This window comes from Aneurinibacillus migulanus (assembly GCF_001274715.1).
In the GTDB taxonomy this organism is placed as follows: Bacteria; Bacillota; Bacilli; order Aneurinibacillales; family Aneurinibacillaceae; genus Aneurinibacillus; species Aneurinibacillus migulanus.
Window position 1 is genome coordinate 53,575 of the sequence record NZ_LGUG01000002.1, and the last position, 17,073, is coordinate 70,647.

The window sequence follows — 17,073 nt, forward strand, 5'->3', positions numbered from 1 at the left end:
ATAGCAACTCCCACGAATGGAGGTTTTACTTTATAATCAATTATAGTTTGGTCTGTAGCAGACGTGAAAGCAGCATGCGCGGTGACTGTGCACGATGCAGCGTATATTTCACCCACATCGTATTCATAAGGAACAACGTAGCAGCCATAAAGAACAGGCCGTGTAGCCCAATGACACCGCTCAGCGCGCCGCCCACAATTGGTCCAAGCAGATTCCCCAGATTCATCGCACTTGTACTATACGCAAATGTCTGGCTCTCCATGCCTTCCGGTGCATGTTTGCGAATAAGGTTGTTTACAGACGGTATTAATCCGCCGATGCACATACCGAGCAGGAAGCGCAGCACGATTAACGGCCAGACGGAATGCACAAGTCCTTGCGGGATGAAAAATACAACCGTTCCGATAAGGCAAATCAACAGTACATACTGCGGGCCAATTTTATCTCCCCACTTACCGAGCAGTGGTGAAAAAAGCATCGTCGAGATACCGGACGCTGAGATAACAACACCGACCATCAACGACATGAACGCCCCGCTATGCCATAATTCCTGTACATACGAAGACATGAACGGATTGGTACTCATCATCGCGAATTGGATAAGAAATCCGGTAAGGAACAGCCCCGGCAATGGAGAAGTATGAATGATTCGGCGCAAGCCGGTTTCTTCATTCGGTAGAAGTTCCGCCTTTGGTTTCGACTGCGGCTTATTTACTTCCCGCACGAACAGCAGCACAAGCATAGCCGCACCGAATAGCAACAAACCGGTCACACGGAAAATATTGCGGAACGATACCCATTCCGCCAGCAAACCGCCAAGTAAAGGACCAAGAATCGTACCTGCTACCGCCCCGGATTGCAGAAGCCCGAGCGCATAGCCTGCCTTCTCCTTCGGCGTATTGGTCGATACAAGCGCAACCGCTGCCGGCACGAATCCGGAAATCAATCCGTTCAGCAAACGCAAGGCGAGGAGCTGTACCGGCGATGCAACAAATCCCATGCATAATGTCACGATCGACATGCCGATGCCGGATCGTAATAACATAGCCTTCCGTCCCGTTTTATCCGACAATTTTCCCCAGAGCGGAGCTACAAGGAATGCGGTCAGGAAGTTCGCCGCGAAAATCCATCCTGTCCAGTGCTGGGCGGCGACAGGATCGCTCACTCCCAGATCATGTTGAAGAAACAATGGCAAGAACGGAATAACCAAGTTCATCGCCGCCAATACCATAAACTGCGCAAACCACAATATATATAAGTTTCGTTTCCATATTTCCATGGGCACTCAACTTCCTTTCATTCACTTTCATAAGTACAAAACAAAAAACCCCAACACGTTAAAACGCGAAAGGGACAACCAAAATCAACAACGATAGCCGAGCGACTTCTTCCTATATTACCGTTCTTTATGTTTACAACATCATATTATACACTCTTTACTATAAAAAGTACAGGGACGCACGCCGTTGTTGTTACTGTACATCTTCTATAATCAATAAATATGAAAGGCCACCCCGAAGAGTGGCCACATGTCTTATATGTATTATGCTATTTATAGATTTTATTTAAACGGTTGATTTCTTCATTGAAGCTGCCGGCTTTCGCTTTGAACGAGATGTACTCTCTAACAAATTTCTCCATATCTTTTTCCAGTTTCTCATCCGATATCGTCTCAGCATTCTGAACAACATTATTTAGTAACTGATAAGTAACAAGGTTATGTTTTTGTGCTGCACTAAAGAAACCCTGCGCTTTTTGGAGCGTTCCAGGCACATCTTGTGGACGATACTTTGTCGCTTGCTTGAGCGTTTTATTCCATGCATCTAGCTTATTTGTAATAAGGATTAAAAACGCTTCATCTTCATAATCATCAGCTTTATCCATTAGATTCATTATTTCTTCTGTCTGCGTACGCAGCTTATACAAAGTATCGCTTTGATACTTGATATAAGCACGCTCCGTAGCAGTATATGTCTTCTTAGTAGTTGCTTTCTTGGGAGCAGCTTCAATCGCTCCAGGGATTGCTACAACAGGTGCTGCAACAGTTAGTGCTAATAAACATGAAAGTCCAATTTTCGCTACTTTTCTCATAATATCCTCCCCATATATATCTCTTGCAACTAAATATTAACTTAACAACTATATAATGTAAATGAAAAATCTGGATAACATTTCGACATTTTTCGAGCCTGATAGGGTGTATATAAAATCCTTCATCAAGTGCCCTAAATACCTGTTCTAAAAATGTTATACATGGGTAAAAGTAAAAAAGCGGCTTCTGCTACATAATATGAAGGAGGGAATATTTATGCCAAAAATTACGGTTGAAGGCTTCGGCAGCTTCGACATAGAAGAAGGAAAAAAGCTTGTCCTGGCACTTGAAGATAACGGAGTACCTATCATGCACCGTTGCGGTGGAAATGCACGCTGTACGACCTGCCGCGTTGAGATACTCGCTGGAGACCCTGGGCAATTGACCGAAGGAGAGAAAAATATTATCGAGGCGCGAAACTATGAAAGCAACATCCGCCTCTCCTGTCAAATCCGCTGTCACGACGACCTGGCGGTTAAGCCAGTCATGCTGTCAACTGACTCAAACGCGGATGCAGGTCCGCGTCCACAAGACTGACAACCTATATGCAATAAGAAAAGCTCGCGGGCATTGCCGCTCATCCTTTTCCCACATAACAAAAAGAGGATGCCTAGGCATCCTCTTTCGCATGTAATCATATTATTACTTAATCTCTTTTAGCGTCGGCTTCTTATCATCATCATCATCGGCTGTCAGCTCACGTGTGGAGTTCTTGAATTCCTTCAAAGTTTGTCCGAAAGCACGACCGATTTCAGGCAGTTTCTTCGGCCCGAATACAATAAGCGCAATCACAAGAATCAAAATGAGACCAGGAAATCCGATGTTTGAAAACATAAAAAGTCTCTCCTTTACAGGCGTTCATACGTTCATTATAAACGAATTCTAGAAAAAAAACAGAAGACAAGTTAGTCCAATTGTCACAATTTCTTGAACCTACTTATATTTATTATTTCTTTCGCAACGTAAGTATATACCATTCCGGCGGACATAAGAACCGAATTGGCAGAATCGTTGTACCGATCCCTCGTGATGTATGAACAAGCATGCTACTGTCTTCTACTTTTTGTAATCCGTCCGGATATTTACACCCGTACGGCGGATACAGAAGCCCTCCTACAAATGGAAGACGTACCTGTCCACCATGACTGTGTCCCGAAAGTTGCAGCGACACACCATACTCCTTGGCACGGTCGGCCAAATCAGGTTCATGAATCAGTGCAATGACAAGCCCATCACCATGTCGTTTTTCAAACGTCGTTTCCCAGTCCGGATGCCTCCAGTTATCGTCAAGACCAGCAAGAGTGAAGCTTGCTTCGGCATCTTCATGACAAATCGTAACGTGCTGATTAACAAGAGGCATGAATCCTGCCTTCTGGTATGCCTCGATAATTTGCTCAGGTTGCGCTTTGCCGCGTACGTCATGATTGCCGAGCACCGCATATTTTCCATATGGCGCATGCAGACGTGCTAACGCTTCCGTCGTCGCAGCCAGTTCCTCCATCCCATCGTCTACCAAATCGCCAGTAAAGGCAATCATATCCGGTTTCGCTTCATTTATCCGTTCTACCAGCGACTCCAGATCACTTGCCGTAAAACCGTGTCCGATATGTACATCAGAAAAATGTGCGATACGAAACCCTTCAAACACATCAGGCATATCCGCAAGCGGAACCTCAATATCACGCCGACGCAGCAAATGGCGTTCAATAAAAAATGCATCAAGGCCCGTAAACAGCATGAGTCCCCCGATTCCCGCTACAAGTCGCTTAATGAAGCTTCGGCGATTCATTCTCTTCTCTCGGTTCATGTTAGCCCCCTTTCACGTTCGCACTTTTATGGAAAATACGCTACTATAGGAAAAAGTGATATGCAAGAGAAAATAGAAAACCGGGAGGTCGTTCTATGAATGCCGAACAAATTCGACATTTGCTGAATAAAGCCAGACATGCTGTATTTCTTGGCATACCAATGCCGGAAGGAGAAACGCCAAGAACACAGGAAGAATATCTAGAAGCGTACGAAGCAAGGGTAGAACGCAATCCACTCCGGGAAACTGCGTTGCTACGCGAGGCCATCATGCCGCTGCTTTCCATCTATCAGGAAAAATGGCGCAACGATAACCGTGCGGCCGAGATGATGACCGGCACTTCTCTTCCAGAGCCTCACGATGAAGATGACTGGCTGCAGGAAGTATATGATGAGATGATGAATACGGATACAGAGGAAGAATGGCGACAATTTGTCACAAGATTTACTGATTAATTTCGTTATAATATACATGAACAAAACTCCTTCTTACTTCATTTTGAAAAACGGAGGTCCTTCATATAATGAATATGCGTGCAAAGAAGCTATTTTTCTTAGCTGCCTCTCTCCTGTTAATGCTCAGTGCTGGACTAATCGGATGTTCCTCTAAGGAAGAACCAACGCATCAGGAAGGACATGCTGTACATCAGGAACAATTACCAGGCGGAGATATTTTAGAAACAACCGCGGGTCCTAACGCGCTTCCTTCCTTTCTTAACGGTTTTGATCCACAAGTCGCTAAGGTATATCAAGCCGTAGGACAAAATCACGAAATAGTCGAACATATGGCTTGCTACTGCGGCTGTGGTGAAAGCGTAGGGCATAAAAGCAACCGGGATTGCTTCATCCAAGAGGTGAAGCCAGACGGACAAATCGTCTGGAACTCGCACGGAACCACTTGTGCCAACTGCATGAACATCGCTGCGGAAGCCATTGTCATGAAGCAGAAAGGTAAAGGTTTACTTGAAATCCGTCAGTATATTGATAATAAATACAAAGAAGGATTTGCAAAGCCGACACCTACGCCAATGCCTCAAGCATAACTGCTCAGCAAAGGGACAGGACCTGACAATCCGCTCCTGTTCCTTTACCACTCCTCTTTTTTCTGCTATGTAAACACCCCTCTGCTTCTGCCTTGTTCAAAATGAAAAAGCCCGATTGCAGATATATGAACCGCAACCGGACTTCCATCCGTTTTATTTTACCTTACCCCGGTCTAATGGGCAGTAAAACCCCCACTTCACGTGCGCTACATGGAGGATAACTGCCCCTAAGACCCCGATAAGTGCAACTAACCATCAGCAGGGGATAAGGAGCCCCCCGCTAACGGAAGTTTTACTTTATATTTCTTTCCCTGCCATGTGTCTCTCTGCTTCAATTCAGCGTCAATCGCATTAAGTACTTCCCATTTCTTCCGGCTCCACATCGGTCCGATAAGCAAGTCAGGAGGCCCGTCACCAGTCAGACGGTGGACCACCATCTCGGGAGGTAGGATTTCTAATGCATCAGCGATTAGCCGTACATATTGATCTTGTTCCAGAAACTCCAACAGACCTGCTTCGTACTGCTTTACCATTGGTGTTTTGCGGAGCAGATGAAGCAGGTGGATTTTGATACCTTGCACATCCATATCCGCTACCGCCCGGGCTGTCTCCATCATCATCTTTTCCGTTTCGCCTGGCAATCCAAAGATGATATGCGAGCATACACGTATACCATGCTTACGCAATTTTTCTACGCCCTCATAGTAGCAAGCTGTATCATGTGCACGGTTAATGAGCTGAGATGTCGATTCATGAATCGTCTGCAAGCCGAGTTCAACCCACAAGTACGTCTTCTTATTTAATTCCGCCAGCAGCTCTACTACATCATCGGGCAGACAATCAGGCCGGGTCGCAATAGATAAGCCCACTACATTCTCTTGTTCCAGAATAATTTCGTAATAATCGCGCAGGACGTCCACTGGCGCATACGTATTGCTGTATGCCTGGAAATACCCAATATATTTTGCGTCCGGCCACTTTTTATGTTGACGTTCTTTTACTTCATTAAATTGAGTTACCAGATCGTCACGTCGCCAGCCAGCGAAATCACCTGAACCACGGGCGCTGCAGAATGTACAGCCTCCGGTTGCAATCGTCCCATCGCGGTTTGGACAGGTAAAACCTGCATCCAGCATGACTTTAAACACCTTCTCGCCGAACTGCTGGCGCAGATGATGGTTCCACGTATGATATCGTTTATCGCCCCACAGCAATGGAGCGTTTGCTTGTTGTATTTCGTTCATTCGCAGTCAATCCTCCATGCGTTCAGTATAGCTTACTTTAGCGTATCCGCAAACAGGGCCAGCACGCCAGCCGCTATCAAAGGGCCGACCGGTACGCCGCGAAAGAATGCAACACCGAGAATGGTGCCAATTAACAGCCCCGTCACAATATGCGGCTGTGCCGTCAACAGGCTCGTTCCCCGACCGCCCAGATATGCGACGCCAAGCCCAACCACAATTGCTGTAATGCCCATTCCGCTTTTGAGTGTATCCAACAAGTTTACAGTCGTAATTTTGCCGAGCGCAATCGGGGCCAGTACGCCCATCGTCAAAACAGCGATACCAATCTTCAGCCCATACTGATTGGTCCAATTCAGTGGCTGCTCAAAGGGCAAAAGCTTAAGAATCATCAATCCGCCGGCCGCTATCCAAACCGCCGCGTTTTTAGAGATAATACCGAGTACGGCAATCACAGCTAAAATGATAAATACATCCATTATTTTCTCTCCTTTCCAAACGAAAAAGGACAGCGTCCTTCTCCCTAAAGCCGGACATGTCCTTTATGTACACCTATCTTGTATAGTCTTTCTCTATACACAACCGCTCTACAATCACTTTTTAAGTATACTCCTTTTGTCTATAAATAAGTAGCGAAAAATTATGTTAACGTACATGCAAATAGTTGAAACCTTTTTGCTTTTCCTCCCGTATGCTATATAGTGAACCCCCCCAGGTTATACACTCTAACCTCCTTGCCTTTCGGATTTGTCCGGGAGGCTTTTTTTTGCTTCTATAATCCTCTTGCAGCAAACGGGTAAAAAGCATTATGATGAGAATGTTGCGTAGTTTTATAATCCAAAAGGTGCATGATATAATGAACCTGCACGCAACGCCCCAACAAACGGGGAATTTCGAAGGGAGCTTTCATTCTTTATGAATTTACGCAGCGATTTGCGCAACATTGCGATTATTGCCCACGTTGACCATGGTAAAACGACGTTGGTAGACAAAATGCTAATCCAAGCCGGTACATTCCGCGCTCATGAACAGGTGCAAGACCGGATGATGGATTCCAACGATTTAGAGAGAGAACGCGGAATTACCATTCTCGCGAAAAATACGGCAGTAAAGTATAAGGACTTAACCATCAATATCATGGATACACCAGGCCATGCTGATTTCGGTGGCGAAGTGGAACGTATTATGAAGATGGTGGACGGCGTACTGCTTGTTGTAGACGCATTTGAAGGCTGTATGCCACAGACACGTTTCGTATTGAAAAAAGCACTTGAGCAGAAGGTAACTCCAATTCTCGTCATCAATAAAATCGACCGCGAAAACGCCCGACCAGCGGAAGTAGTGGATGAAGTATATGATTTGTTCATCGATTTGGACGCAACAGAAGAACAACTCGACTTCCCAGTTATCTACGCATCCGGTATTAATGGAACGGCAAGTACGGACCCGGACAAGCAGGATGATGACCTACGTGCTCTGTTCGATACAATCGTCGAGCACATTCCAGGTCCCGGCGGTGATTTCGAAGCACCACTACAATTCCAAGTAACAATGCTCGATTACAATGAATACATGGGCCGCATCGGTATTGGCCGCATTCACCGTGGTACCATCCGCAAAGGTGACACTGTAGCTCAAATCAAACGCGACGGCTCCATCAAACAAGTACGAGTAAATAAGCTATTCGGCTTCAGCGGACTAAAGCGCATTGAAATTGAAGAAGCGAAATCCGGCGACATTATCGCCATTGCAGGTGTAGACGATATTAACGTCAGCGATACGATTGCTGATACGGAAACACCTGAAGCCCTGCCACTGCTAACGATTGACGAGCCGACCCTACAGATGTCATTCCTCGTCAACAACAGCCCGTTTGCCGGTCGTGAAGGCAAGCACGTTACATCCCGCAAACTTCGTGAACGCTTAATGGCAGAATTGGAAACAGACGTGAGCCTGCGCGTAGATGAAGTAACACCGGAGCAATATACAGTGTCTGGCCGTGGAGAACTTCATCTGTCCATCCTTATCGAAAATATGCGCCGTGAAGGCTACGAATTGCAAGTATCCAAGCCGGAAGTTATCGTGCGCGAAATCGACGGTGTCAAATCTGAACCGACCGAACGGCTCATTATCGATATTCCGGAAGAGTACACCGGAGCGGTTATGGAATCGCTCGGCGCTCGTAAAGCGGAAATGGTAAACATGATTAACAATGGTTTCGGATCTGTTCGCCTCGAATTCTTAATCCCTTCACGCGGGCTTATCGGTTATCGTACCGAGTTTCTGACTCAAACACGTGGATACGGCATTCTAAACCATTCGTTCGATAGCTATCGTCCGCTTGTTTCCGGTACTGTAGGTGGCCGTCGTGCGGGTGTACTTGTATCAATGATTGACGGAAGCGCTACGATGTACGGTATGTTAAGTGTAGAAGATCGTGGAATTCTGTTCGTCAATCCTGGCACTGAAATTTACGAGGGCATGATTGTCGGCGAGCATAATCGGGATAACGACCTTGTCGTCAATATTTGTAAAGAAAAACATGCGACCAACGTGCGTTCTGCAACAAAGGATGAAACGGTGAAGTTGAAAACACCTCGCCTTATGACGTTGGAAGAAGCACTTGAATACCTCGATGATGATGAATATTGCGAAATAACGCCGGAATCAATCCGACTGCGCAAAAAGCACTTGAAAAAGTCCGACCGCGAGCGCGCCGCCAAGCAAGCTAAATTTGGTGCAAACGTGTAACATAAGTAAAACGCCCCTTTTCTTACAAAGAAAAGGGGCGTTATTACAATGACTGGAGCGTGATAAAATGTCCGTTATAACTCCTCTTGATCGCGTACGCGAGCATGTACAGAAATTTGACACAAATCTGGAACCGATCGTCTATGAAGAAGCGTTGAAAACATCAGATGAAGCGGCGCAAGCATTAGGTGTAGATGTAGCCCAAATCGCCAAGTCCATCTTATTCCGCTCTAATGATGCCTACGGTCTGTTTGTCGCCGCTGGTGATATTCGCATCCATCCGAAACAAGTGAAAAAATGTCTGGGCGGAAAAAAGCCAAAGATGGCATCACCAGAAGAGGTGTTACAAGTTACAGGTTTCCAGGTAGGTGCAGTCTGCCCTTTTGCCCTGTTGCAGGAAGTTCCAATTTTTATCGATGAATCGCTACAGCGATTCGATACCGTCTATACGGCAGCTGGCATTCCTGAGTCATTGCTCCCCGTCTCGTACAGTAAACTGCTCGATATGACTAAGGGAGTGTCTATCAATGCGGCTGCTCCAGAATAAAAAACAATATTTGACACACACCTCGCCAGTTTTTCAAACAATACTTTCTTATTCATAACAAAACGGTATGGAATATAGCTCCATACCGTTTTGTTTATCATTCTTCTATCTGCTGTCTGACTCGATTTTCGTACTCGGTGCCTTTGGTGCTTCAGGCGCTTTCGGTGCTTCAGGAGGAGTAGGTGCGGTCGTTCGGCCGCTATCCTTCTCTCCAGTGCTTACACTTTCGCTTACTGGCTTATCCGGGTCGAGAAGTTCGGAATCTTTTTTGTCTGTACTTTTCTTATCTGATGAGCTTTTGCGCTCGTCTGTGCTCTTCTGTTCAGTTGTTTCCTCGTCAGACTTTTTCTTTTTCGTAGACTTTTTCGGCTCTTCCTCATCAGTATGACGCGTTTCCTTCTTTACGCTCTTACTGCTTTCGCTCTTCTCCGTTTTGCTTGTTGTTTTATGTCTTTCCTTCTTCTCTTCTACATCCGTTGAATCAAGCGCTTTTTTAGCATGGCTCCGGCCGCCCGAAGGCGAATCATTATATCGTGTAACAGTAGAAGGAGCAAGTCCCATTGATTCCTGTAAGGCTAAACGGTTTTTGTCCATCGTTTCCTGTGGAATAATCGTGCGGCTTGTGCCTGCATCCCAGTAAGCATCCGTATTCTCCAGCTTTACAATAGTAGAGCCATCCAACTTACCGAATGTTGTAGCCAATGCTTTCATCTGCTCAAGCGACAGGTCGGTTTTAACATTTTCCCCAACTGCGTCCATCACTTTAAAGAAGCTGGCTAGACCGGCAAACGACTTCATCTTCTCCATTGCCGCCTGAATCACGGCCACCTGACGATCATTACGCTCATAATCTGTAGAGTAATACTTCAAACCGCGGTCGTCGTGACGATGGCGCACAAAATCGAGTGCCTGCTTTCCATTGAGCGTCTGAAGTCCTGGCTCCAGATTGATGCTTGTTCCATCTGTCGGGTCATTATATACAAGCTTACGGTCTACATTAACCTCTACACCGCCCAGTGCGTCAATGCCCTGACGGAAACCTTCAAAATCAATCGTTACGTAGTTATTAATCGGAATGCCATATATACTTTCAAGCGTTTTCTTCACAAGGGAAGTACCAGTTTCTTCTGGCTCTTCGCCATTTTGTTCCGCTTTTTCACGCAGCATCTCACCACGCTTATACACAAAGTTAATCTTCTGATCATTCGTCTCGCCCGGAATGACTGCCCGGGTATCACGCGGAATAGAGAGCATCGTGACTTTTTTCGTTTGAGGATTCAGTGTCATAATAATCATGACATCCGTCAAACCGCCGCCGTATTCACCGCGCGTATCTTTACCAAGTAATACGAGTGATATCGGCTTGTCCGTTGTATAACTCGCTTCCGCCTTAGCTACCCCCGCTTTAGAACTTGCGGGCTCTGCTTCCGACTGGATTTTATTAAGGACATCCTGCGCTTTCAAATAAGCAAAAGTTACCGGCCCTCCGACAATAAACAAAATAACAGCAAGAATAATAATCCACTTTCGCTTCCGGTTCGCTTTGCGAGCGTTCTTTTTGGCACGGCTCGCTTGGCGAGATAATTCCTCTGACATATAGGAGTCTCGCACCTCCAGCTTTCCTAAACTAGCAATCTATTAGTTGATGCCGAAAAAAATAAAAAGTTCCCATTATTTTTCACCTATAACTAAAACAACGATAATCGAGTTTTCAGGTTTATGCAAGTGTTTTCTTTGCAACACTTCCCGATCCCGCACCTGCTCCTACACTACCTAAATCTACTATAATAATGGTTAAAAAATAGTTAACAATGTTGCCTGTTTCTCATCCAATTAATCATTGTTTCGACTACCTCTTCTTTTTCTGGTTCATTAAAGATTTCATGGTAGCAATCGGGCCACTCTATGTATTGCTTTACGGATACGGGGAGCTTTTCCGCCCATGCTTTCGTCGTCGCCGCATTCACGATTTTATCTGCTCCTGCCTGCATCACCAGCGTGGGCACGTCAGGGTATTTCTTTGCTTCCTCAGCAGCTAACCGCATTGCTTTTTCCATCTCTTTGTACCAGCGCACACTCACTTTTGTCGTGATATATGGATCTTCTATATATTTAAGCGTAACATCTCGGTCCCTGCTAACTTCATCAGCCTTAATCCCAGCCGATAAACGAAGGGAAGGCGATACCCTATTCAATACGGAAGCCATCCCGGCGAGCGCGGGAGAAATCCGGCGTGCAAGCCCTAGGCAGGGTGATGAAAGAATAATACCGTCCACATCCGGTTGAGCTGTTTCCGCATACCGTGTCACGATCAGGCCGCCCATGCTATGTCCTAGCAAAAAAAGCGGGCGTTGTCTTCGTTTTGCTTCCATAGTCCATTCATCCAGCGCAGCATAATACTCTTCAAAGCGGCCAATATGACCCTTTCTTCCCTTTGAGCGACCTAACCCGGGCAAGTCTCCGCCGATTACGGAATATCCAGCTTCATTCAGTTTATTCGCCAGCCAATAGTAGCGAGCAAAATACTCTCCCGCCCCATGTACGATGACAATGCACCCTCTCTCCTGTTCTACCGGCCACACCTCACGATAAATCTTCATGACTCCCTCCTCCTTTGTTCTCAGTTTTACTTGATTCCCATTCGCTTTTCATAAGAAAAACCCCTCTACATTACAGAGGGGTTTCCGTACATATAATTGTATAGATTTTGTTATCCTATATATGATTGGAGCGGTAAGATGTTGCTAAGTAATCCGCTACCTCCGCTATTTTGCTTTCTGCTGCCCAGGAGATTGAGCGCGGAATCATGTCATCGGTCCCTCCATTGCGCATAGTAGAAGATGAGCTAACGGCGACATATGGTTCACCGAAACGGGCAAAACGCTGGGCTTCACTTCCTTCCTCTTTAAACGGAATTTCCAATGCGTACGTTTGACTTGTTGAAGTATCATGCATATTCATGCGAAATACAGGCTCTTCCTTGCTGCCCCTGCGTTGAAAACCCTGTTGCCCAAAAATCTCTTCTACCAGACTCATCGGTTTTGAAACACCAGACAATTTTTTATTCCTCAGCACTCTTCTTCCTCCTTCTTGTTATGCACTCACAAGAACTAAGGTGACTAGATCCAAGTATTTGGCTAGGTAATCGTGCCACTGATGAATATTTAATTGTAAAATCATCCTATCACAAAAAAAAATCGGTGAAAAATGAAAGATAGGCTCATTATTTGTAATATTCTATCGAATACAGACTATTCCTTTAAAATATCCTTGTTCTCTTATCATTTCATTAATATTAACTTAAAACAGGCTTGACAAAATGTCGGTTTTTTAGGAAATTTGCAAGGAAAGGTTGCAGAACAAAGGAAAGCATACTATTATTAAGTCATACTAATCACTATATAAGTGACATACTAATCTTTCGAAGTGAGTAAAGAAACTCAGGAAAGGATAGGGAAAATGGAGACTCAAACGAACAAAGAATTGAAGGATATTCTCAATGGAGAGAATGTTCACTTTAATTTATCTGTGGCGAAACTTGTTGAAATAGCGGTTCTCCGCAAACGGAGCGAACTAACTTCCACAGGTGCTGTCACAGCGAAAACTGGAAAATACACGGGGCGTTCTCCAAAAGACAAGTTTATTGTAGATGAACCTTCCGTACATGATAAAATTGAATGGGGCTCTGTAAACCAACCAATTTCAGAAGAGAAATTCGATAAGCTGTACCAGGATGTAATTAACTATCTAGATGAAAAAGAGCTAATCGTATTCGACGGTTTCGCCGGTGCTGACAAACGCTATCGCCTGCCGATTCGCGTAGTGAACGAATTCGCCTGGCATAACCTGTTCGTACACCAGCTTTTCATTCGTCCAACAGAAGAAGAGCTGAAAACACATGAAGCTCAATTTACAGTTATCAGCGCTCCAACATTCGAAGCAAACCCAGAAATCCATGGTACAAACTCAGAGACGTTCATCATTGTGAACTTCGCGAAAAAAGTGGTACTCATCGGTGGCACTCGTTATGCGGGTGAAATGAAGAAGTCCATCTTCTCTGTTATGAACTATCTGCTACCTCAACAAAACGTACTGTCTATGCACTGCTCCGCAAATATGGGCAAAGACGGCGATGTAGCACTGTTCTTCGGTCTGTCAGGCACAGGAAAAACGACATTGTCCGCTGATCCGGATCGTAAGCTAATCGGAGATGATGAACACGGCTGGTCCGACGATGGCGTATTCAACATCGAGGGCGGCTGCTATGCAAAATGTATTAACCTATCCGCTGAAAAAGAACCTGAAATTTTTAATGCAATTCGATTCGGCTCTGTGCTTGAGAACGTAGTCATCGATGAGAGAACACACGTAGCCGATTATGACGATAACAGCTTAACCGAAAACACCCGAGCGGCCTATCCGCTTCACTACATCCCAAATGCGTTGATTCCAAGCGTAGCTGGGCATCCGAATGTTGTTATCTTCCTGACTGCTGACGCATTTGGCGTATTACCGCCAATCGCAAAGCTGACTAAAGAACAAGCGATGTTCCACTTCCTGTCCGGTTATACAAGCAAACTGGCCGGAACAGAACGTGGTGTAACCGAGCCAGAAGCAACATTCTCCACCTGCTTCGGTGCTCCATTCCTCCCACTTCCTCCGCGTGTATATGCGGAAATGCTAGGTGAGAAAATCGACAAACACAATGCTCAAGTATATCTGGTTAATACCGGCTGGTCTGGTGGCCCGTACGGTGTCGGCAAGCGCATGAATCTGCCGTATACACGTGCGATGATTACCGCAGCATTAAACCATGAACTTGATAAAGAAGAATTTACAGCACATCCGGTATTCGGTGTTCTCATGCCGAAAAACTGCCCTGGCGTACCGTCAGAAATTCTCAATCCGCGCAACACATGGGCAGATAAGAATGCTTATGACGCTCAAGCGACTAAACTCGCATCTCTATTCGTGAAGAACTTCGAGACATTCTCTGATATACCAGAGAGCATCAAACAAGCGGCACCGAAAGCTGAATAGATTTTCATAGTAAGACGAAAACCCGGGAATTTCCCGGGTTTTCCGCACATAATCGGCATTCTTGCCCGTTCCATTCTTTCCTAGAAGAATAAACTGTTAACATTGTGGTATAATATAAATATGTTTCTATAGTTCTCGTCCGGTTCTATCGGACACATTGCGTTACCCGGCAGCATCTGGATAGAAGAAGTCCGTTGTTCTAAAGTATGACCAATACTGATTGAACGAGGTGATGTCCGTGGAAACAGTAAGACTAGAAGAAATCATTAACACGGTTATGCCCGAAGCCCAGCATGTTCTAACGGAAGAAGAATTGAACGTATCCATTGTGCTGCGGGATGGCTTACGCTCACTCAACCGGCGCGATGTGCTCGAAATCGTCGCTGCCACGATTCACAATACTGGAAAGGGCGCCTTGCTTCATTAGAAGGCGCCCTTTTTTGTGTACTCTCTACACTATGAAAAAACAGTGCACTCCTATGAAAGGGAGGCACTGTTTTTTATACCATAAAAATGTTCCCACGCTTCATGAATGCCACCGGCACAAGCTTTCTTGGCCCGGAAAATAAGCGGATGTTCTTCCAGGGTGAGCAATTCTTGCTGTGCATTACCAACAATGACGGCAGGATACCCAAGCGTAATCATCTCATGATCGTTTCCCGAGTCACCGGCCACCAGTACGTTAGCGTTGCACAAGCCATGCGTCTTCAGTACGTACTGTAAGGCTTCTCCTTTTCCGCCTACAGGCGGGAGAATATCGACATCACGTCCGCTACTCACAATTAGCTTATGAGGAATTCTTGCTTTTTTTAAACTAGCTTCTAGCTTCTCGACTGCAGCCAGGTCCTGAATCGTATAGGAAAGCCGACGATGCACAGGTATATCTTGTGGAACAAGCCCTTCACAAGTAGATACAATTCGCTTAATTTCCATCGGGCTCCAGTGTGCCTCGATATAACGTCGCCATCCCTCATCCGGACGTAAATCGTCCCCATAATAAATCTCCGTCCCCACATCCGTAATTAAAATATCTGGACGTGGCAATTTTTCCTTCTCTAATAAAGAAAGGGCCGAACTAAGATACCGGCCTGTACTATAAATAAGAGCTACATTATATGGCTGTTCGCTGTAGTAATGAAGCAAGGCAAGAAGCGCTGCTTCATCACCAACCAGCGTCCCGTCCAAGTCGGTAGCCAAAAGATGCGTCACGCTCTGTAACATTAGCCAGAACCTCCTCATATACGCTATCAATTCTTTCAGAAATTGTCGGCCACTGGTAATCGCGCTTCGCCAACCGTGTCGCCTGCTTACCCAGGCGCTGCGCAAGTAAGTTGTTTGTCACGAGCGCCTCTATCGCGAGTGATAAGTCTTCGGCATTTTTCGGTTCTACTAGAAGACCTGTCTCTCCATCGTTTACGACATTTTGCAAGCCGCCCACACGGGAGGCGATAACCGGACTGCCGCATGCCTGTGCTTCCGCAGCAACCATACCAAATGATTCATAATAGGAAGGGACAATTGTGGCTGTTGCGGCATTGAACAACAGCGCCAGCTCTTCCTGTGATTTTGGACCGACAAATTCAATATAATGTTCTATACCTTGAATCATGCGTTTCAACTTTTTATCCAGCGGTTGCCGTTTATCCATATCGATAGCTTCCAGTTGCCCACCTGCTACCACCAGCTTTGTATTCTCTGGGGCGCCCTTCCGTTCAATCAGTAGCCGAAAAGCGTCCAGTAAATCGTAAATCCCTTTCGTTTCTTCCAATCTGCCAGCAAATACAAGCAGCGGACCACTATATCCTAGCTGCTTGCGAAGTTGCGGTCGATTATAACGTGCTTGGAAGGAGTTGGCAACCCCTATCGGAATAACTGAAATAGGCGCCGGTGAAGATACGAACTCATGGATCAGGTTTCTTTCGTTATTTGTAGTAGCAACGATTCCATTGGCAATGCTCATAATCTCTCTTTCCGCTTCCAGGCGGGTTTCATCGCGAATTCCTGTCGCCTTCTGCTTGGCAATGCCCAATGAGTGGGAAGTGTGGACAAAAGGCAAGCCGTACTCTTCTTCCAGTTTTTTACCCAACAAACCGGACAGCCAATAATGAGTATGAACAATATCATACGTATGCAACGGAAGTAATTTCTTCATCTCGGCGTAAAATGCCGGGAGCATATCATGCATTTCATTCTTGGACACGAACCCCTTATGTCCCGCAGCAATACGGATAACACGGCAATATTCTCCAAATGCCTCCGTACGCGGCGCTTCCGCATCGCACCAGTGGGTAATAACATCTACCTTCGCTCCCTGTTTTTCCAATGCCAGAGCCAATTGACGAACATAATTATTTTGACCGCCTGATTGCACACCTCCAAGCTTTGCTAGAGGATCCCCATGATCAGAAATAAACAGGACTTTTTTCTTCACTCTTTCCCGTCTCCTTTCCTTATGTGGATAATACGAACAGAATTAACACTAATATTGTATTTACCCACCGGAAAAAAAAGATAAACCAAAACAGGACGTGAACATGTCAACTTATATCTTTT

At 45.6% G+C, this 17,073-nt stretch carries 18 protein-coding genes; 7 read left to right on the forward strand and 11 right to left on the reverse strand.

Annotated elements, in window-relative coordinates; translation table 11 throughout:
• Positions 1 to 40: 40 nt before the first annotated feature.
• Together AF333_RS00275 and AF333_RS00280 are read right to left on the reverse strand one after the other, a co-directional pair.
• Positions 41 to 1,279, reverse strand: a complete 1,239-nt coding sequence (locus AF333_RS00275; RefSeq protein WP_043063904.1) for an MFS transporter — start codon at positions 1,277 to 1,279, stop codon at positions 41 to 43.
• A 269-nt stretch (positions 1,280 to 1,548) separates the two neighbouring features.
• Positions 1,549 to 2,091: a hypothetical protein gene (locus AF333_RS00280; RefSeq protein WP_043063903.1), complete on the reverse strand. Its 543-nt coding sequence runs from the start codon at positions 2,089 to 2,091 to the stop codon at positions 1,549 to 1,551.
• Between the two features lie 217 nt (positions 2,092 to 2,308).
• On the opposite strand from AF333_RS00280, the gene AF333_RS00285 reads away from it, so the two are divergent.
• A complete protein-coding gene (locus AF333_RS00285) occupies positions 2,309 to 2,629 on the forward strand; it encodes a 2Fe-2S iron-sulfur cluster-binding protein (RefSeq protein ID WP_043063902.1) in 321 nt (106 codons plus the stop codon).
• Between the two features lie 105 nt (positions 2,630 to 2,734).
• Here the strand turns inward: AF333_RS00285 and AF333_RS00290 are convergent, their stop codons facing one another.
• Entirely contained in the window at positions 2,735 to 2,926 is a 192-nt protein-coding gene (locus AF333_RS00290) for a twin-arginine translocase TatA/TatE family subunit (RefSeq protein ID WP_043063901.1), read from the reverse strand.
• A gap of 112 nt (positions 2,927 to 3,038) precedes the next feature.
• Positions 3,039 to 3,899 carry a metallophosphoesterase gene (locus AF333_RS00295; RefSeq protein ID WP_043063900.1) on the reverse strand — a complete coding sequence of 287 codons (861 nt, stop codon included), beginning with the start codon at positions 3,897 to 3,899 and terminating at the stop codon, positions 3,039 to 3,041.
• 95 nt (positions 3,900 to 3,994) lie between these two features.
• On the opposite strand from AF333_RS00295, the gene AF333_RS00300 reads away from it, so the two are divergent.
• Positions 3,995 to 4,354: a hypothetical protein gene (locus AF333_RS00300; RefSeq protein ID WP_043063899.1), complete on the forward strand. Its 360-nt coding sequence runs from the start codon at positions 3,995 to 3,997 to the stop codon at positions 4,352 to 4,354.
• Between the two features lie 74 nt (positions 4,355 to 4,428).
• Positions 4,429 to 4,941 carry a PCYCGC motif-containing (lipo)protein gene (locus AF333_RS00305; protein ID WP_052811709.1) on the forward strand — a complete coding sequence of 171 codons (513 nt, stop codon included), beginning with the start codon at positions 4,429 to 4,431 and terminating at the stop codon, positions 4,939 to 4,941.
• A gap of 248 nt (positions 4,942 to 5,189) precedes the next feature.
• Here AF333_RS00305 and AF333_RS00310 read toward each other — a convergent pair whose 3' ends face one another.
• Both AF333_RS00310 and AF333_RS00315 read right to left on the reverse strand, forming a co-directional pair.
• Positions 5,190 to 6,185, reverse strand: coding sequence for a TIGR01212 family radical SAM protein (locus AF333_RS00310; RefSeq protein WP_043063898.1), 996 nt, complete (start codon positions 6,183 to 6,185; stop codon positions 5,190 to 5,192).
• A gap of 32 nt (positions 6,186 to 6,217) precedes the next feature.
• Positions 6,218 to 6,661 carry a DUF441 domain-containing protein gene (locus AF333_RS00315; RefSeq protein WP_043063897.1) on the reverse strand — a complete coding sequence of 148 codons (444 nt, stop codon included), beginning with the start codon at positions 6,659 to 6,661 and terminating at the stop codon, positions 6,218 to 6,220.
• 436 nt (positions 6,662 to 7,097) lie between these two features.
• On the opposite strand from AF333_RS00315, the gene typA reads away from it, so the two are divergent.
• Both typA and AF333_RS00325 read left to right on the forward strand, forming a co-directional pair.
• Positions 7,098 to 8,933, forward strand: coding sequence for a translational GTPase TypA (gene typA, locus AF333_RS00320; protein WP_043063896.1), 1,836 nt, complete (start codon positions 7,098 to 7,100; stop codon positions 8,931 to 8,933).
• 67 nt (positions 8,934 to 9,000) lie between these two features.
• A complete protein-coding gene (locus tag AF333_RS00325; RefSeq protein ID WP_043063895.1) occupies positions 9,001 to 9,480 on the forward strand; it encodes a YbaK/EbsC family protein in 480 nt (159 codons plus the stop codon).
• Positions 9,481 to 9,585: 105 nt separating this feature from the next.
• Here AF333_RS00325 and AF333_RS00330 read toward each other — a convergent pair whose 3' ends face one another.
• The 3 genes from AF333_RS00330 to AF333_RS00340 form a co-directional block, all read right to left on the reverse strand.
• The gene (locus AF333_RS00330) at positions 9,586 to 11,076 is read right to left on the reverse strand and encodes an LCP family protein (protein ID WP_052811703.1); all 1,491 of its coding nucleotides are present in this window, start codon (positions 11,074 to 11,076) and stop codon (positions 9,586 to 9,588) included.
• 209 nt (positions 11,077 to 11,285) lie between these two features.
• Entirely contained in the window at positions 11,286 to 12,080 is a 795-nt protein-coding gene (locus AF333_RS00335; RefSeq protein WP_043063894.1) for an alpha/beta hydrolase, read from the reverse strand.
• Between the two features lie 115 nt (positions 12,081 to 12,195).
• A complete protein-coding gene (locus AF333_RS00340; RefSeq protein WP_043063893.1) occupies positions 12,196 to 12,555 on the reverse strand; it encodes a hypothetical protein in 360 nt (119 codons plus the stop codon).
• 384 nt (positions 12,556 to 12,939) lie between these two features.
• On the opposite strand from AF333_RS00340, the gene pckA reads away from it, so the two are divergent.
• Complete coding sequence (pckA, locus tag AF333_RS00345) at positions 12,940 to 14,520, forward strand: phosphoenolpyruvate carboxykinase (ATP) (protein ID WP_043063892.1); 1,581 nt, start codon at positions 12,940 to 12,942, stop codon at positions 14,518 to 14,520.
• Between the two features lie 238 nt (positions 14,521 to 14,758).
• Positions 14,759 to 14,947, forward strand: coding sequence for a hypothetical protein (locus tag AF333_RS00350; RefSeq protein WP_052520782.1), 189 nt, complete (start codon positions 14,759 to 14,761; stop codon positions 14,945 to 14,947).
• A gap of 50 nt (positions 14,948 to 14,997) precedes the next feature.
• On the opposite strand, the gene AF333_RS00355 is transcribed toward AF333_RS00350, so the two are convergent.
• Both AF333_RS00355 and AF333_RS00360 read right to left on the reverse strand, forming a co-directional pair.
• Positions 14,998 to 15,741 carry an HAD-IIB family hydrolase gene (locus tag AF333_RS00355; RefSeq protein ID WP_052811702.1) on the reverse strand — a complete coding sequence of 248 codons (744 nt, stop codon included), beginning with the start codon at positions 15,739 to 15,741 and terminating at the stop codon, positions 14,998 to 15,000.
• Positions 15,683 to 16,951: a glycosyltransferase gene (locus AF333_RS00360; RefSeq protein WP_043063889.1), complete on the reverse strand. Its 1,269-nt coding sequence runs from the start codon at positions 16,949 to 16,951 to the stop codon at positions 15,683 to 15,685. Before AF333_RS00360 ends, AF333_RS00355 begins: the two co-directional genes overlap by 59 nt.
• Positions 16,952 to 17,073: the final 122 nt, after the last annotated feature.

Excerpts from the sequence above, each read along its gene's own strand:
- AF333_RS00275 (WP_043063904.1), bottom strand. The coding sequence starts at position 1,279 with ATGGAAATATGGAAACGAAACTTATATATATTGTGGTTTGCGCAGTTT.
- AF333_RS00280 (WP_043063903.1), bottom strand. The coding sequence starts at position 2,091 with ATGAGAAAAGTAGCGAAAATTGGACTTTCATGTTTATTAGCACTAACT.
- AF333_RS00285 (WP_043063902.1), top strand. The coding sequence starts at position 2,309 with ATGCCAAAAATTACGGTTGAAGGCTTCGGCAGCTTCGACATAGAAGAA.
- AF333_RS00290 (WP_043063901.1), bottom strand. The coding sequence starts at position 2,926 with ATGTTTTCAAACATCGGATTTCCTGGTCTCATTTTGATTCTTGTGATT.
- AF333_RS00295 (WP_043063900.1), bottom strand. The coding sequence starts at position 3,899 with ATGAACCGAGAGAAGAGAATGAATCGCCGAAGCTTCATTAAGCGACTT.
- AF333_RS00300 (WP_043063899.1), top strand. The coding sequence starts at position 3,995 with ATGAATGCCGAACAAATTCGACATTTGCTGAATAAAGCCAGACATGCT.
- AF333_RS00305 (WP_052811709.1), top strand. The coding sequence starts at position 4,429 with ATGCGTGCAAAGAAGCTATTTTTCTTAGCTGCCTCTCTCCTGTTAATG.
- AF333_RS00310 (WP_043063898.1), bottom strand. The coding sequence starts at position 6,185 with ATGAACGAAATACAACAAGCAAACGCTCCATTGCTGTGGGGCGATAAA.
- AF333_RS00315 (WP_043063897.1), bottom strand. The coding sequence starts at position 6,661 with ATGGATGTATTTATCATTTTAGCTGTGATTGCCGTACTCGGTATTATC.
- typA (WP_043063896.1), top strand. The coding sequence starts at position 7,098 with ATGAATTTACGCAGCGATTTGCGCAACATTGCGATTATTGCCCACGTT.
- AF333_RS00325 (WP_043063895.1), top strand. The coding sequence starts at position 9,001 with ATGTCCGTTATAACTCCTCTTGATCGCGTACGCGAGCATGTACAGAAA.
- AF333_RS00330 (WP_052811703.1), bottom strand. The coding sequence starts at position 11,076 with ATGTCAGAGGAATTATCTCGCCAAGCGAGCCGTGCCAAAAAGAACGCT.
- AF333_RS00335 (WP_043063894.1), bottom strand. The coding sequence starts at position 12,080 with ATGAAGATTTATCGTGAGGTGTGGCCGGTAGAACAGGAGAGAGGGTGC.
- pckA (WP_043063892.1), top strand. The coding sequence starts at position 12,940 with ATGGAGACTCAAACGAACAAAGAATTGAAGGATATTCTCAATGGAGAG.
- AF333_RS00355 (WP_052811702.1), bottom strand. The coding sequence starts at position 15,741 with ATGTTACAGAGCGTGACGCATCTTTTGGCTACCGACTTGGACGGGACG.